The sequence below is a fragment of the Pseudomonas sp. NFX15 genome (genome assembly GCF_049132105.1).
Taxonomy (GTDB): Bacteria; Pseudomonadota; Gammaproteobacteria; order Pseudomonadales; family Pseudomonadaceae; genus Aquipseudomonas.
The window spans coordinates 90418-107415 of record NZ_JAFMPV010000005.1; the positions used below are offsets into that span (position 1 = coordinate 90418).

Below are 16998 nucleotides of genomic sequence, written 5' to 3' on the forward strand. Positions count from 1 at the left end.
CAAGCAATTAACAGTCAAGGACTACATTCAATGGCCTTCACTTGGGGGCCTCTATTCAGCCACCGACTTTAAATCAGGCCAGTTTCTTGTGGCGTACACGATGCGGCTGGGCAGCCGCTTCGCCGAGACGCTTTTTACGGTCGGCTTCGTACTCGGTGTAGTTGCCTTCGAAGAACACGGCTTGCGAGTCGTCTTCGTACGCCAGGATGTGCGTCGCGACGCGGTCAAGGAACCACCGATCGTGAGAGATCACAATGGCGGCGCCCGGGAAGTCCAGCAGGGCTTCTTCCAGGGAACGCAGGGTTTCGACGTCGAGGTCGTTGGACGGTTCGTCGAGCAGCAGGACGTTACCGCCCTCCTTCAGGGTCAGGGCCAGGTGCAAGCGACCGCGCTCACCACCGGACAGGTCCTTGACGAACTTCTGCTGATCGCCGCCCTTGAAGTTGAAGCGACCGACGTAGGTACGCGACGGGATCTCGTAGTTGCCGATGCGGATCTGGTCGGAACCGTCGGAGATCTGCTGGAACACAGTCTTGCTGCCGTCCAGGTCTTCGCGGCTCTGGTCCACGCAGGCCAGTTGCACGGTTTCACCGACTTCGATGGAACCCGAATCCGGCGTTTCCTTGCCCATCAGCATGCGGAACAGGGTCGACTTACCGGCACCGTTACCGCCGATCACGCCGACGATGGCGCCTTTAGGCATGGAGAACGACAGGTTGTCGATCAGCACGCGGTCGCCGTAGCCCTTGGTGACGTTCTTGAATTCGATGACCTTGTCGCCCAGGCGCGGACCGGCCGGGATGTAGATCTCGTTGGTTTCGCTGCGCTTCTGGAATTCCTGCGATTGCATTTCTTCGAAGCGTTGCAGACGAGCCTTGGATTTCGACTGGCGGGCCTTGGCGCCTTTGCGCACCCACTCCAGTTCTTCCTTCATGGCTTTTTCGTGAGCCGACTGCTGCTTGGATTCGGCAGCCAGACGGTCGGACTTGGCTTCCAGCCAACCCGAATAGTTGCCTTCATAAGGAATGCCCGCGCCGCGGTCGAGTTCCAGGATCCAGCCAGCGACGTTGTCCAGGAAGTAACGGTCGTGCGTGATCGCGACCACGGTGCCCGGGAAGTCGTGCAGGAAGTGCTCAAGCCACGCAACGGAGTCGGCGTCCAGGTGGTTGGTCGGTTCGTCGAGCAGCAGCATGTCCGGTGCGGACAGTAGCAGGCGGCACAGGGCCACACGACGCTTCTCACCACCGGACAGGAATTCGACCTTGGCGTCCCAGGCCGGCAGGCGCAGCGCGTCGGCGGCGACTTCCAGTTGACGTTCAAGGTTGTGACCGTCACCGGCTTGCAGAATGGCTTCGAGCTTGGCCTGTTCGGCGGCCAGCTTGTCGAAGTCGGCATCTTCATCGGCGTAAGCCGCGTAGACCTCGTCCAGGCGAGCCTGGGCGTTCTTGATCACGCTGACCGCTTCCTCGACCACTTCGCGCACGGTTTTGGTCGGGTCCAGGATCGGTTCCTGCGGCAGATAGCCGATGTTCAATTCCGGCATCGGACGGGCTTCGCCCTCGAACTCGGTGTCGACGCCGGCCATGATTTTCAGCAGCGTGGACTTACCCGAACCGTTAAGGCCGAGCACGCCGATCTTGGCGCCGGGGAAGAACGACAGGGAGATGTTTTTCAGGATTTCCCGCTTCGGCGGAACAACTTTTCCCAGCCGATGCATGGTGAATACGTATTGAGCCATGGAGAACCTTGGGTCAGTGACTGATGGATGATTGGAGCGCAGGCATTGCCCGGCCAGACTGCGCGCGTCGTCCGTAGGAGGCGACGCTGAAAAAGTCTGAGTCTAGGAGCTGGAACGCTCCCGCGTAACCGGCAAAGCTACCTGAATGACCGGTGGCAGTCCAGCCGACGGACAGGGGCTGGCACTTCGCCACAACTCAAGGCATGCTAGCCGCCCTTCGGGCGTGGGGCTTATAGTGCACGCCGCGACGGTCCAGCCAAACCGCAGGATTACAGCTTGTCCAACGTCCCTCCGCCTCTGACTTCCAGTGCGCCGCCCATAGCGCCCGGCTCCCCCCTGCGCGGAACCTTGAAGGGTACGTTGGCGACCCTCGTATTATTGCTGCTGGCCCTGCTGTTCTGGCAGTTGTTCGACCAGTTACATGAAACCCAGAAGACCCAGCGCCAGTACACCATCGACTACACCGCCGACCTGGCCGCGCAGGTCAGCCTGAACATGGCGCTTAACGCGCAGATTGCCCTCAACCTGTTGCCGATCGTCGAACAACCGCAAGACACCGAAGAACTGCAAGGGCTGCTGCGCAAGCTGCAACAGTCGCTGCCCGAGCTGCGCAGCCTGGCATTACTCACACCCTCGGGCAAAGTCATCAGTGACAGTGCCCCCGAAAACGATGACAGCGATTACATGCAAGAGCTGGTGCGCCGCAGTCATGCCCAAGCGCACTACTTCAGCAACGCGACCGACGGTTGCGTGGTGCACCTGTTGTTGCATCAGGCCAGCGGCAGTTCCCGGGGCTATTGGGCTTTGCGCCTGACGCCGACCTTTTTTTCCTCCTTGACCAAGCAAAGCGAAGCCGGCGACCGTCCTTTATGGCTGGTGGAAAACCGCATCAACCATCAGATCATCAGCCGCGATGAAGCCCTGCCGTCGGTCAATCCGGGCACGCTGACCGAGGACGATGTCGCCAACAGCGTGCTGACCGTTCCACTGAGCAGCAGCGACTGGCAACTGCGCGGCCTGTTCGACCGCCAGCGCGTGCTGGAAGAACTGCTGCCAGCGTTCATCGGCAAATGCCTGCTGGGCCTGGCGTTCTCCATGTTGCCGTTCATCGCTTTGCTGAACATGCGCCGGCGCCAGCGCCAATTGAATGAAGGGCGTCGGCGTTACCAAGACATTTTCGAAGGCACCGGCGTGGCCTTGTGTGTGCTCGACATGTCCGGGCTCAAGGGCTTTTTCGACAAGGCGCAGATATACGACAGCGGACAACTGCAAGCGTGGCTGACGATCCCGGAACAACGCCGGCCACTGCTTAGGGAGTTGCGTATCACCGAGGTCAACCAGGTTGCGCTGCAACTGCTCAACGTCGATCACGCCGACAAAGCCTGGCAAGTGCTGATCGACGGCCAGCCGCAAGATGGCACCGCCATCGGCAATCAGCTGCTGGAGGCGGTGCTCAACCAGCAGCAACAACTTGAACTGGAAATCAAGCTGGAAGACGCCAGCGGTCGCGACCAGCACCTGTGGCTGGTGCTGCGCCTGCCGCAAACCCGCGACGACTATAAAGCAGTGATCCTGAGCATCACCGACATCACCAGTCGCAAGCTCATCGAACTGTCGCTGCAGGAACGCGAAGGATTCTGGTCGGACGTGGTGCGCACGGTGCCGGATCACCTGTATGTGCAGGATGTGATCAGCCAGCGCATGATCTTCAGTAACCACCACCTGGGCCAGACCCTGGGCTACAACCGCACCGAACTGCAGCAGATGGGCGAGTATTTCTGGGAAATCCTCCTGCACCCCGAAGACGCCGACTATTACCATCGCTCCCGGCAGATTCAGCGCCAGGCCGGTTATCGTCAATTGATGCAGTGCCAGTTGCGCTTCCGTCATCGCGACGGCGAATGGCGACGCTTCGAAATTCGCGAACAGGCATTGGCGCGAGACAAGGATGAGCAAGTCACGCGGATCATCGGCGTGGCCAAGGACATCACCGACCAGATCGAAGCGAGCGAGTCGCTGCGTGACAGCGAACAGCGCTACCGCATGCTCGCCGAAAGCATCAGCGACGTGATCTTCTCGACCGACAGCCGCTTGTCCCTCAATTACGTCAGCCCCTCGGTACAAGCGGTGCTCGGCTACGACGCCGAGTGGATTTTTCAGAACGGCTGGCAATCGATCATCGCCAACCCGCAACAACTGACCGGCATCTATCAACTGATGGACCGGGTCAGCAAAGCGCTGGATCACCCGGAGCAACTGGCATTGCTGCGCAGCCAGGTGCCAACCCAGCTGTTCCTGTTCGATTGCCTGCGGGCCGACGGGCGCAAGATCCCGATCGAGTTGCGCCTGGTGCTGGTCTGGGACGAGCACGGTGCGTTCGAAGGTGTGCTCGGTGTCGGCCGCGACATCAGCCAGCAACGCCGCGCCGAGAAAGACTTGCGCATGGCCGCCACGGTATTCGAACACTCGACGTCGGCGATCCTGATCACCGACCCGGCGGGCTATATCGTCCAGGCCAACGAAGCCTTCAGTCGGGTCAGCGGCTATGCCGTGGAACAGGTCCTCGACCAGTTGCCGAACATGCTGACCGTCGACGACCAGCAGGAAGCCCACCTGCGTTATGTGCTCAAGCAGTTGGGCCAGAACAGCACTTGGGAAGGCGAAGTCTGGCTCAAGCGCCGCAACGGTGAGCACTACCCGGCGTGGGTCGGGATCACGGCGGTGCTCGACGATGAAGGCGACCTGGCCAGCTACGTGTGTTTCTTCAGTGACATCAGCGAGCGCAAGGCCAGTGAACAACGGATTCACCGCCTCGCCTACTACGACGCCCTGACCCACCTGCCCAACCGCACGCTGTTCCAGGATCGCCTGCACACTGCGCTGCAATCGGCCGAACGGCAAAAATCGTGGGTGGTGCTGATGTTCCTCGACCTCGACCGTTTCAAGCCGATCAACGACTCCCTGGGCCACGCCGCTGGCGACCGCATGCTCAAGGAAATGGCCACGCGCCTGCTCGGGTGCGTCGACGATGACGACACCGTAGCGCGCATGGGCGGCGATGAATTCACCTTGCTCCTGCAACCGCGGGCCAACCGTGAAATCGCACTGAACCGGGCCATTCATGTGGCCGAACAGATCCTCGCCAGCCTGGTGAAGCCGTTCGTGCTCGAAGGCCGCGAGTTCTTCGTCACGGCCAGTATCGGCATCGCCCTGAGCCCCCAGGACGGCAACGAACTCAGCCAGCTGATGAAGAACGCCGACACCGCGATGTACCACGCCAAGGAGCGTGGCAAGAACAATTTCCAGTTCTATCAGGCCGACATGAACGCCAGTGCGCTGGAGCGCCTGGAGCTGGAAAGCGACTTGCGCCATGCCCTGGAGCAGAACGAATTCGTGCTGTATTACCAGCCGCAGTTCAGCGGTGACGGCAAGCGCCTGACCGGTGCCGAAGCCCTGCTGCGCTGGCGCCATCCGCGCCGCGGGCTGGTGCCGCCTGGGGATTTCATTCCCGTGCTCGAAGAGCTCGGGCTGGTGGTGGATGTCGGCGACTGGGTGATCAGCGAAGCCTGCCGCCAACTCAAGGCCTGGCATCAGGCCAGGGTGCGGGTGCCGAAGGTGTCGGTGAACATCTCGGCGCGGCAGTTCTCCGACGGCCAGCTCGGCACGCGGATCGCCACCATCCTCAAGGAAACCGGTTTGCCGCCGGCGTGCCTGGAGCTGGAGCTGACCGAAAGCATCCTGATGCGCGAAGTCAGCGAAGCGATGCAGATCCTCGACGGCCTGAAAAACCTCGGCCTGAGCATTGCGGTCGACGACTTCGGCACCGGTTACTCATCGCTCAACTACCTCAAGCAGTTCCCGATCGATGTGCTGAAGATCGACCGCACCTTCGTCGATGGCCTGCCGTCGGGTGAGCAGGATGCACAGATTGCACGGGCAATCATCGCCATGGCCCACAGCCTCAACCTGGCGGTGATCGCCGAGGGTGTGGAAACCCAGGAGCAACTGGGCTTCCTGCGCGAGCACGGTTGCGATGAGGTGCAGGGTTACCTGTTCGGGCGGCCGATGCCCGCGGGGCAGTTTGAAGAGCAGTTATGCAATGATGCGCCGTTCATGTTCGACTGAAACCGTGTGGCGTGGCATTCGGCCCCTTCGCTGGCAAGCCAGCTCCTACAGTTGAAACGCGTCCAGCTGGCTTGCCAGCGAAGAGGCCCTGTCAGACACCGCATATCTGGTCATGAAGCCCACTTGTCTGCGACATGATGCCGTTTCATATGCCATCTAAAACCCGTTGGGTTAGAATGCCCCCCTTTTCCGCCCCCGATCCTTGAGGACCGCCATGTTCAGCCGTGATTTGACTATTGCCAAGTACGACGCCGATCTCTTTGCCGCCATGGAGCAAGAAGCTCAGCGCCAGGAAGAGCACATTGAGCTGATCGCTTCAGAAAACTACACCAGCCCTGCGGTGATGGAAGCTCAAGGCTCGGTACTGACCAACAAGTACGCCGAAGGCTACCCGGGCAAGCGCTACTACGGTGGTTGCGAGTACGTTGACGTCGTCGAGCAACTGGCCATCGACCGTGCCAAAGAACTGTTCGGCGCCGATTACGCCAACGTTCAGCCACACGCCGGTTCGCAAGCCAACAGTGCCGTTTACCTGGCCCTGCTGTCGGCTGGCGACACCATCCTGGGCATGAGCCTGGCCCACGGTGGTCACCTGACCCACGGCGCCAGCGTTTCGTCCTCAGGCAAGCTGTACAACGCCATCCAGTACGGCATCGACGCCAACGGCCTGATCGACTACGACGAAGTCGAGCGCCTGGCGGTTGAGCACAAGCCGAAAATGATCGTGGCCGGTTTCTCTGCCTACTCGCAGATCCTCGACTTCCCGCGCTTTCGCGCCATCGCCGACAAGGTTGGCGCCTACCTGTTCGTCGACATGGCCCACGTGGCCGGTCTGGTCGCCGCTGGCGTCTACCCGAACCCGGTGCCTTTCGCTGACGTCGTGACCACCACCACTCACAAGACCCTGCGCGGTCCACGTGGCGGCCTGATCCTGGCTCGCGCCAACGCCGACATCGAGAAGAAGCTGAACTCCGCGGTATTCCCGGGCGCCCAGGGTGGCCCGCTGGAGCACGTGATTGCCGCTAAAGCGATCTGCTTCAAGGAAGCACTGCAGCCTGAGTTCAAGACCTACCAGCAACAAGTGGTGAAAAACGCCAAGGCCATGGCCGGCGTGTTCATCGAGCGCGGTTTCGACGTGGTTTCCGGCGGTACTGAAAACCATCTGTTCCTGCTATCGCTGATCAAGCAGGACATCTCCGGTAAAGACGCCGACGCCGCTCTGGGCAAAGCGTTCATCACCGTGAACAAGAACTCCGTGCCAAACGACCCACGCTCCCCGTTCGTCACCTCCGGCCTGCGCTTCGGCACCCCGGCTGTGACCACTCGCGGCTTCAAGGAAGCAGAGTGCAAGGAACTGGCCGGCTGGATCTGCGACATCCTGGCTGACCTGAATAACGAAGCGGTGATCGATGCCGTTCGTGAGAAGGTCAAGGCAATCTGCAAGAAGCTGCCGGTGTACGGCGCTTAATCAGCCCGCTGAAGCGCAGGCATGAAAAACCGGCCAGAGATGGCCGGTTTTTTTTGCCTATCTTTTGGCTCGCTCAAAGCCTGTCGGAAGAACTGGCAAACGCCAGCGTCAACACATCGGGCAACCCCGCATCCATCCCCTGCAGCAATGCCTGGCCGACACCCGTGATGCCGAGCATCATGCCCAGGTCAGGGACATTGCGCGGGTCCAGGAAATCTTCATTGAAGAAGTTGTGCGCCACCTGAGACATCGCCTGCCTGACGCGCGCGATCCCTGTGTCATTGTCCGTGTCGCGATACAGCTTGAGCAAGCACAGCAAATTGCCGAAATCGCCATGGCACAAGCCAAAACCGCAACCCAATCCCAGCGCCCAAAGGTGCTGTTCGCAACGCTCCAGATCCTGCTCCAGCACGGTTCTGGTCTCGACGTTCAGCACCGGTCCCATCGACTGCAGCAATCCGAGCCTGCAAAGCAGAACGCCGGCATCGCCATGACACCACTTGATGGGGGGAGTCGATGTCGCGCTCTCCCTTAGGTCCAGCCAGAAGCCGTCGACCACCAGACGGTTTTCCGCGTGCAACCACTGGCTGATCAACTCGACCAACCGGCCTTCCCGGGTCACCTCCCAGACTTTTTGCAAGGCATGAAGCACGCCGGAAATACCGTGGGAGAAGCCCGTCCACAGCGGCTTGCCCGTGGTTTTGAGCAGCAAGGTGCCGTTTTCCAGGATCAGCGCTGACTGGATGGCCAGCGAGAGCGATTCGATCAGGGCGCGCAAGGTTTCGCGTGGCTCACGCTGATAGAGATTCACCAGAACCGTCACCGCACCGCACCAGCCGTGGATGAAATCGAACGCATCACCGTCCTTGGGATACACCGCGAGCTGGAGCAACAGGTCGTCGATGGTTGCCTGGTAGGTTTGACGGCCAGAGATGAACCGATGGTTGAGCAGAACGTACAGATAAGACGTCTGGCCGAAATAGGCACTGACACTTTGCTCGCTTGAGAAATGCCCTTGGGAGCTGGCCATCGAGCACAGAATCCGTTCGGCTTCTTTCAGGTAATGGGGTGCTTTGCTGCAACGAAACAGGCTCAGGTAAAAAATCGCCAGGCCACCCATGCCTTCGTACAACCCGTTGTTCATGGGCGAAATGAAGTGGCGCCGGGTTATAGGGTGAGTGTCCATGAAGGTCCAGCCAACATCCCCCGCCGCGCCATCTATGCGCGTGCGCTCAATCACCCTGGCAATGCGCATGGCGCCTTCCAGGCATTGTGTCTCGCTCAAAGGCGGCACGGCCTTGAAATGATGCGCACGATTGAGGGGCAAGGCTGCATGGGCTACGGGGAACAAGCACATTTGCAGTATGTGTTTCTGCAAGGCTTTGTCGGCGGGCGACAGGCTTTCCAGCTTGTGCCGGCAACTGTCGTAGGGCGTTTCGATTGCCAGGCGGGCAACAGGCTGGCCCTGGGCATTGAGCAGTTGATCGGACAACAGCGCCAGGGTGAAACACGGAATGTTGGCGTCCTTAAGATCTTCGATCTCAAACCCGGGAATATCGTGATCGATCAGTCCCTCGTTGAGGTCCGACCATAACGTCGCCAACAGCAGTTCATGGTGTATGGCACATTGGGTAAACCGCGGATGGACCATCATCGAAACGAAGTCGGCGTAACGCTGGGTGTTTTTGATCAGGACCCGGGTTTTTAACCCGGCGGCGTGTTCGGCGAGCATCGACAGAACGGTCTCCCGTTGGTTCTCGACGTCATCGTAGCCGCGCTCGAAACCGCGAAGAAAGGCGTCTTGGTGGTCAATGACCGAATGCGTCTGGCCGTCGAGTACGGGCAAGTGCCGAATGTCTGGCCGACTGTCGAAATCGATCGACTTCAAGCGGTAATACCCCTGCTCACGAACCAGTTGTTTCTTTTTCGCCGTGAACTGCTGCTGCCGGCTCAAGCCACTACAGTCATTGTCCGAGTCCGGGGAATAAGGCACGAAGCCACTGGAGAATACCGATCCGGAATTGAGCTTGATGGTCTTGAACAACGCACCGCCGAGCGGCAATTGTGTACGCAAATCGATCATGGCCGAGGTGAACAGGCATTCCAGATCGATCATCACCGGGCTGCTGCCGCAGGCAATGATGTTTTCGTAGTGAAAGTCGATGCCGTTCAAGGCATGGATCAACGCCACTTGGGTTCCGAGGCGTTGGAAAAACACCGTCAGCTCGGCCGCCGTTGTACAGGGCCGGTTTTCGAGGTGTTCGACCCAGCAATGGTTGTCTTCAGACACCATGACCGGACTGTAAACGGCAAAACCCGGGTTAGCGGTGCTTGCATACAGCTGTTCAAGCAGTACGCCGTAAAACAGTGCCTCGCGGTTGCTTCGTGGCTTGTACACCAGCGACTGGGCGCCGACCTGTACAGAGCAGACCGTTTCACCATGGCCGTGCGCATCCCCCAAACCCAGGCGTATTGAACCGATCCGCCTGCCGGACAATGCAAACGCTGATTGGAGACGATCAATGTCCCGCGCAAAATGCCCGATTACCTTGTACAGGTAAGCGACCGTGTCTTCGATCAATGTCACCAGCAAGCGAGTGAGAACTGGATAACGGGTCAGAAACGCATGCAGTGCATCGCCTTCAAGCGCTCGATCAAAGGATTGCAGATCCAGCTCAGCGCCTTCTGCTATCTGGCTGTTGAGTTGGTGGACCAGTGACTTTTCCGATAGGTATTTTACCTTGGCCGTTAGATACGGATGGGCACTGAGCAGTACGCTTTCAATATCGGCCCACTGATTGACACAGGCGTATTGCGGATTAACTTCAAAGCAATATTTAAAGTAAGCATGCCAACGACCGGCAAAACCACTGAAGCTTTCCTCTGTATATCCACCGTGTTCAACAGGCAATTGCAGAAATTCGATTACCTGCTGCTCAAGTCGTTCGATCACCGGCGAACCAAGTTTATGTTTTTTAATTGAATGACATTCAAGCCGCTCAAGTAACGTCTTGCGATCAACGCCAAAATAACGCAGAACAGCCCTGTCGTCTTTATGCAGCCACTCTATTGTCTTGCGTAATTGCTCCTGACCAAGTGCTGATGTGGCACTCACTATTACTCGCTCGGCAACACCCAAAACGTTCGTCAACATCGCTCACCGCTCATGCAAACAGGGCGAGCCAAAGGCTCGCCCTGTATTAAAGGAAAATCAGCAACCGCAGCCGAGAACGGTGCACTGCAAAGTCCCGCAGGAGATGTTGGTGCACAGGGCTTCGCCGCCATCGGCATTGGCGTCGCCAGCACTTACATATGCTTCGAATTCGGCTTCGAGTTCACCGGACAGGTCCATGATTTGTTCTTGCATGATGTTGCTCCTGATAACATTTTGTCGCCTTGATTGGCGCCTTTGAAAGTTATCACCCAAAACAAATTCATGCTGCCGAGCAAATCAAACCAAATGTAAACCACCTCTTCACTTAGCCTTCTGCGTAATTCCAATAAGTTGCATCCAGCTCACACACTCCGAAACAGCTACATCGCCCAGACATCATCTTCACCCAACAACAGGCTGGTTTTCAGGCAGACAAAAATTCAACCAGAATAATCAGCACATACATTACGAGGAGGCGGAACGCCTCAAGCAAAGCAACTGTCCACAAAAATTAATATCCACTAACAAGAAAGCGCCCGCATCAAGCGGGCGATCGGTGTTTCAACTTTCATCGGGTGTCGTAGCTCAACTGACGCTAACCCGTTCGAACCCTGCCCGAATCTTTTCCTCGGGCAACTCATCGGCAATGAACACGATCACACTCTCGCGGGTTTCATCATCGGCCCACTGCGTGTCCCAGTCGAAACCGTAGAGCTTCAAAACGCCCTGGAACACCATGCGCCGCGGCTCGCCCTGGATGTTCAGCACGCCTTTGTAGCGCAGCAACTGTTTGCCATGGTCCTCCAGCAATTGGTTCATGAACTCGCTGAGCTTGTCGATATTCAGCGGTTTTTCGGTGCGCAGCACCAGGCTGGAAATGCGGTCGATGGAGGGCGCTTGGCTCACCGGGCGCAAACTCACGCCGCCACCGAGATCAGCGTTGAGGTTGAAGCCGCGCACATCGAGCAGTTCGGCCAAGTCGATCTGGCCATGGTCGACGATACGAATCGGCGCACGTCGGTTGATGCGGGTCAGGCGCTCACTCAACGCGCTAAATGTCGGCTCGTCCACCAAATCGCGCTTACTCACCAACAAGCGATCGGCGAAACCGATTTGCGCCTGGGCGATGGTCTGGGTCAGGTGCAGGTCGGCATGGGCCGCGTCCACCAGGGTAATGATGCCGTCGAGGATGTAGCGCTCGCGCAATTGTTCATCGATGAAAAAGGTCTGCGCAACCGGTGCCGGGTCGGCGAGGCCTGTGCATTCGATCACCAGGCGGTCGAAAGCAATGTCGCCGCTGTCCAGGCGTTCGAGCAGCAGATAAAGCGCTTTGGTCAGGTCGGTGTGAATCGTGCAGCAGACGCAGCCGTTGGACAGCGTCATCACTTGCACCGGTTCGTCGCCCAACAACTGGGTGTCGATACCGGCGTCGCTGAATTCGTTCTCGATCACGGCGATTTTCAGGCCGTGCTCGGCTTTGAGCAGGTGGCGCAACAGGGTGGTCTTGCCGGCGCCGAGAAAGCCGCTGAGGATCGTGACAGGTATGGGGGCTGACAAAATAAGGTCTCCTGGGCGCAGAAAAAACTGTAGGAGCCGGCTTGCCGGCGAGGGCGTCCCGAAGATCGCCTTCGCCGGCAAGCCGGCTCCTACAGGGAGAATGTGCGGCCTAAGTGCTGTGTTTCAACAGCACTTGGGCCCACCCTTGCCACCGTAACGGGCTTCCTGACGCTCCCTAAAGAACATCTCGTAGCTCATCACCGGTTTGTCCGGGTGCTTGGTCTGCATGTGCTCGACGTAGTTGTCGTAGTCGGGCATGCCGACCATCAGGCGTGCGGCCTGACCGAGGTATTTACCGAGGCGACTCAGGTCATTGAACATGATGCAAATCCTCCATCACGCTTCCGGCAATGCCTGGAATGGCGCTTCTTTATCCGTACGCTCTTTTGTACCCCAAGAGGCAATGCCGACCTTGAGTGCGTAGAAAAGGATACTGAAGACCACAAACAGGAACAGCGCCGTCAGTGTTGCGTTGGTGTAGGCGTTGAAGATCACGTGCTGCATCTGCGTGATGTCCTTGGCCGGGGCAAGGAGCTGACCATTGGCCAGCGCGTCGCTGTATTTCTTCGCCAGCGACAGGAAGCCGATCGCCGGGTTGGCGTCGAACAGCTTGATGAAGCCTGCGGTCACGGTGCAGATCAGCAGCCAGACCGCTGGCAGCATGGTGACCCAGATGTAACGCTGGCGCTTCATTTTGATCAGCACAACCGTTGCCAGCATCAGCGCGATACCGGCCAGCATCTGGTTGGAGATACCGAACAGCGGCCACAAGGTATTGATGCCGCCCAGTGGGTCGATCACGCCCTGGTACAACAACCAGCCCCACATGGCCACGCAACCGGCGGTGGCGATCAGGTTGGCGGTCCAGGACTCAGTGCGGCGCAGGGCCGGCACGAACGAACCGAGCAAATCCTGAAGCATGAAACGCCCGGCACGAGTCCCGGCATCCACCGCCGTCAGGATGAACAGCGCTTCAAACAGGATCGCGAAGTGGTACCAGAACGCCATGGTGTTCTCGCCCGGCAACACACTGTGCAGAATCTGCGCGATACCGACCGCGAGCGTCGGCGCACCGCCGGCACGGGCCAGGATGGTGGTTTCACCGATATCGTGGGCCACTGCTTGCAGCGCTTCCGGCGTGATGGCAAAGCCCCAGTTGCTGACTGCGGTCGCCACCGCTACCACGTCGCCGCCGACCACGGCAGCCGGGCTGTTCATGGCAAAGTACACGCCCGGCTCAATCACCGACGCGGCGACCATGGCCATGATCGCCACGAACGACTCCATCAGCATGCCGCCGTAACCGATGTAGCGCGCATTGGTTTCATTATCCAGCAGCTTCGGCGTGGTCCCGGAAGCGATCAGCGCGTGGAAACCGGAGACCGCGCCACAGGCGATGGTGATGAACAGGAACGGGAACAGACCGCCCTTCCACACCGGGCCAGTGCCGTCGATGAACTGGGTCAGCGCCGGCATTTTCAGCTCGGGCATGGTCACCAGAATGCCGATTGCCAGCGCGACGATGGTGCCGATTTTCAGGAACGTGGAGAGGTAGTCACGTGGCGCCAGAATCAGCCACACCGGCAACACCGCCGCGACAAAACCGTAGCCGATCAGCATCCAGGTGATCTGGATACCGGTGAAGCTGAACGCCTTGGCCCATACCGGGTCCGCGGCAATCTGCCCGCCGAGCCAGATCGAACCGAGCAGCAGGATCACGCCGATCACCGAAATTTCGCCAATGCGACCCGGGCGGATGTAGCGCATGTAGATGCCCATGAACATCGCGATCGGGATGGTTGCCATCACCGTGAAAATGCCCCACGGGCTCTCGGCCAGCGCTTTCACTACGATCAGCGCCAGCACCGCGAGGATGATGATCATGATCAGGAAGCAGCCGAACAGCGCGATGGTGCCGGGGATACGGCCCATCTCTTCGCGAACCATGTCGCCCAGGGAACGACCGTTGCGGCGGGTGGACATGAACAGGACCATGAAATCCTGAACGGCACCGGCCAGCACCACGCCGGCAATCAGCCACAGCGTGCCGGGCAAGTAGCCCATCTGCGCGGCCAGCACCGGGCCGACCAGCGGACCTGCACCGGCAATTGCCGCGAAGTGGTGACCAAAAAGAATGTGTTTGTTGGTGGGTACGTAGTCCAGCCCGTCATTGTTGATCACGGCAGGCGTGGCCCGGCGTGCATCGAGTTGCATGACGTTGTTGGCGATGAACAGACTGTAGTAGCGGTAGGCAACCAGATAAATGGCCACGGCAGCGACCACAATCCATAAGGCATTGATTGCCTCGCCCCGGCGCAATGCCACGACACCCAAGGCGCACGCCCCGACGATTGCCAGCACCAGCCAGGGCAGATGGCGTAGCGGGCTATTATTATTTTTCATTTTGATATTCCAGCCAGAGTGGACAAGAAAGACAGCCACCTGAGTTTAGCGCTCCTGACGGCAAAGGCCATACCCCGACATTGGTCTAGACACCTGCACACGGTGGCAGCCTTCGATCAGGCGGGTCTATAGTCAGCGTACATTTTCGAGGATCGCGCCATGAGCGAGCACCCTGCAGACCGTCGTCGCTTCAAACGTATTGCGTTCGATGCCCGCACCGAGCTGAGTCAGGGTGAACACGCCTGGCCGGTGAAGTTGATTGATCTGTCGCTCAAGGGCTTGCTGATCGAGCGCCCCGAGCCGTGGCTGGGTAATCCGCAGGTGGATTTTCTGGTCGTTATCCACCTGAGTGAAGACGCTGAGATCACCCTGGATGTGCAACTGGCTCACGACGACCATGGCCAGCTCGGGTTTGTCTGCCGGCATATCAGCCTGGAATCCATTGAACGGCTGAGGCGCTTGATCGAGCTCAACCTGGCTGATGAGGCCGAGCTTGAACGAGAACTGGGTGCGCTGATCGAAAACTAGCCGCCCCCCAATCCTCCTGTAGGAGCGAGCCTGCTCGCGATTGCAATCTGACAGTCAACATTGTTGCTCGCTGACACACCGAAATCGCGAGCAGGCTCACTCCCACAGGGCTTGTGTTTTGTCCGTCAGTTATTCGAACAACGCATCCAGCGCCTGCTCCAGTCGGGTGACAGCAATGATTTGCAACCCGGCCGGCGCCTCCTTCGGCGCATTGCCCTTGGGCACGATGGCCCGTTTGAAGCCGTGCTTGGCAGCTTCCTTCAAGCGCTCCTGACCACTCGGCACCGGACGTACCTCGCCGGAAAGCCCGACTTCACCGAACACCAGCAAGTCGTGGGGCAACGGCCGGTTGCGCAAACTGGACATCACCGCCGCCATCAACGCCAGGTCGGACGCCGTTTCCAGCACTTTGACCCCGCCGACCACATTGAGAAACACGTCCTGATCGTGGGTTGGAATGCCACCATGACGGTGCAGCACCGCCAGCAGCATCGCCAGGCGGTTTTGATCCAGCCCCAGCGTGACTCGGCGCGGGTTGGCCAGGTGACTGTCGTCCACCAGCGCCTGAACTTCCACCAGCATCGGCCGGGTGCCTTCCCACGTGGCCATCACCACGCTGCCCGGGACTTCTTCCTGGGCACGGGTCAGAAAAATCGCCGAGGGGTTGGAGACTTCTTTCAGGCCCTTGTCGGTCATGCCGAACACGCCCAGTTCGTTGACCGCACCGAAACGGTTTTTTACCGCCCGCAGCAGCCGCAGGCGTCCATCGGACTCACCTTCGAAATACAGCACCGTGTCGACCATATGTTCCAAAACACGCGGGCCCGCCAATGCGCCTTCCTTGGTGACGTGGCCCACCAGGAAAATCGCGGTGCCGCTCTGTTTGGCATAACGCACCAGCAACGCCGCGCTTTCGCGCACCTGAGACACACCGCCAGGCGCCGATTGCAATTGCTCGGTAAAAATCGTCTGGATCGAGTCGATCACCATCACCTTGGGCTTTTCCTGACGTGCCGTGGCGATGATGGTTTCGATGCAGGTTTCGGTCATCACCCGCAGTTGGTCCTGGGGCAGGCCCAAACGCCGTGCACGCATGGCCACTTGCTGCTGGGATTCCTCGCCGGTGACGTATAACGCCGGCATGCTCTTGGCGAGGTTGCACAAGGTTTGCAACAAAATGGTCGACTTGCCGATGCCGGGGTCGCCGCCGATCAGCACCACCGAGCCGTCCACCAGGCCGCCACCCAGAACCCGGTCGAGCTCGCTGGACGCGGTAGAGAAGCGAGGGATCTCTTCGACGCTGACTTCGGCCAGGGTCTTGATCTGCGCCTGCTGGCCGGCCCAGCCGGTGCGCCCGGTCGGCGCTGCTGCGCCGCCGCTTTCCACCATGGTTTCGGTGAGCGTGTTCCAGGCGCCGCACTCACCGCACTGGCCGGCCCATTTGGGAAAGGTTGAGCCGCACTCGGTGCAGCCGTACATGCGCTTGGCCTTGGCCATCGGAACTCCCGGAAAAAAACGCGATGATAGCTCAGCCGAGACGCAAGAGTGTGGGCAGATATTGTGTAATTCTTTCTGGCTTTCAATCCGGCGGGCTAACTTCAGTCTTATTACAACTGGAACACCCGATAAAACTTTGTACAAGTTTTTCTCAGGAGCTTTTCCAATAAACGCTGGAGTTGCGTACTACCAGCATCATAAATCCTGTACAAAATCTGTTATTTATAGTCTTTCTGCACACCTTCACAAAACTTCACACTTCTCAAAAGCACACTCTCCCAACACAACCCCAAACCGGACCTGCAATCCGTTTCCAATCTTACTGATTGATTACCGGCTATCTGGCTAACTCAATCTGCTCCGACACACCTATAAAACCTCACCTTTGATCCACTTATGCAAAGCAAATCTTCTTTTGAACAGCGCCCCCCTATAAGCACCGCTGCCCACAACCTCGTCACACCGCCATCGAGGTGCATCGGTAAATTTTTCACCCCCCCTCGGGTCGATTGCAGGCAGGCTCAGCAG

The 16998-nt window shown here is 59.0% G+C and carries 10 protein-coding genes; 3 read left to right on the top strand and 7 right to left on the bottom strand.

Going from position 1 to position 16998, the window contains the following annotated elements; translation table 11 throughout:
* Positions 1-73 precede the first annotated feature (73 nt).
* A complete protein-coding gene (gene ettA / locus J1D76_RS07425; protein ID WP_150773382.1) occupies positions 74-1738 on the bottom strand; it encodes an energy-dependent translational throttle protein EttA in 1665 nt (554 codons plus the stop codon).
* Positions 1739-2014: 276 nt separating this feature from the next.
* Between ettA and J1D76_RS07430 the strand changes: the two genes are divergently transcribed.
* Positions 2015-5863, top strand: coding sequence for a bifunctional diguanylate cyclase/phosphodiesterase (locus tag J1D76_RS07430; protein WP_421137718.1), 3849 nt, complete (start codon positions 2015-2017; stop codon positions 5861-5863).
* 214 nt (positions 5864-6077) lie between these two features.
* Positions 6078-7331, top strand: coding sequence for a serine hydroxymethyltransferase (gene glyA / locus J1D76_RS07435; protein WP_421137719.1), 1254 nt, complete (start codon positions 6078-6080; stop codon positions 7329-7331).
* Positions 7332-7404: 73 nt separating this feature from the next.
* Here the strand turns inward: glyA and lanM are convergent, their stop codons facing one another.
* The 5 genes from lanM to J1D76_RS07460 form a co-directional block, all read right to left on the bottom strand.
* Entirely contained in the window at positions 7405-10284 is a 2880-nt protein-coding gene (gene lanM / locus J1D76_RS07440; protein WP_421137720.1) for a type 2 lanthipeptide synthetase LanM, read from the bottom strand.
* Positions 10285-10542: 258 nt separating this feature from the next.
* Positions 10543-10698 carry a hypothetical protein gene (locus tag J1D76_RS07445; RefSeq protein ID WP_421137721.1) on the bottom strand — a complete coding sequence of 52 codons (156 nt, stop codon included), beginning with the start codon at positions 10696-10698 and terminating at the stop codon, positions 10543-10545.
* Positions 10699-11070: 372 nt separating this feature from the next.
* Entirely contained in the window at positions 11071-12042 is a 972-nt protein-coding gene (gene yjiA / locus J1D76_RS07450; protein WP_421137722.1) for a GTPase, read from the bottom strand.
* Between the two features lie 123 nt (positions 12043-12165).
* The gene (locus J1D76_RS07455) at positions 12166-12363 is read right to left on the bottom strand and encodes a YbdD/YjiX family protein (RefSeq protein ID WP_007895266.1); all 198 of its coding nucleotides are present in this window, start codon (positions 12361-12363) and stop codon (positions 12166-12168) included.
* A 15-nt stretch (positions 12364-12378) separates the two neighbouring features.
* Positions 12379-14445 (bottom strand): carbon starvation CstA family protein, encoded by a 2067-nt coding sequence (locus tag J1D76_RS07460; RefSeq protein ID WP_421137723.1) that lies wholly within the window; start codon positions 14443-14445, stop codon positions 12379-12381.
* A 159-nt stretch (positions 14446-14604) separates the two neighbouring features.
* Here J1D76_RS07460 and J1D76_RS07465 point away from each other — a divergent pair, with 159 nt between their 5' ends.
* Positions 14605-14973 carry a PilZ domain-containing protein gene (locus J1D76_RS07465; RefSeq protein ID WP_421137724.1) on the top strand — a complete coding sequence of 123 codons (369 nt, stop codon included), beginning with the start codon at positions 14605-14607 and terminating at the stop codon, positions 14971-14973.
* 129 nt (positions 14974-15102) lie between these two features.
* On the opposite strand, the gene radA is transcribed toward J1D76_RS07465, so the two are convergent.
* The gene (radA, locus tag J1D76_RS07470) at positions 15103-16470 is read right to left on the bottom strand and encodes a DNA repair protein RadA (RefSeq protein ID WP_150773376.1); all 1368 of its coding nucleotides are present in this window, start codon (positions 16468-16470) and stop codon (positions 15103-15105) included.
* Positions 16471-16998 lie beyond the last annotated feature (528 nt).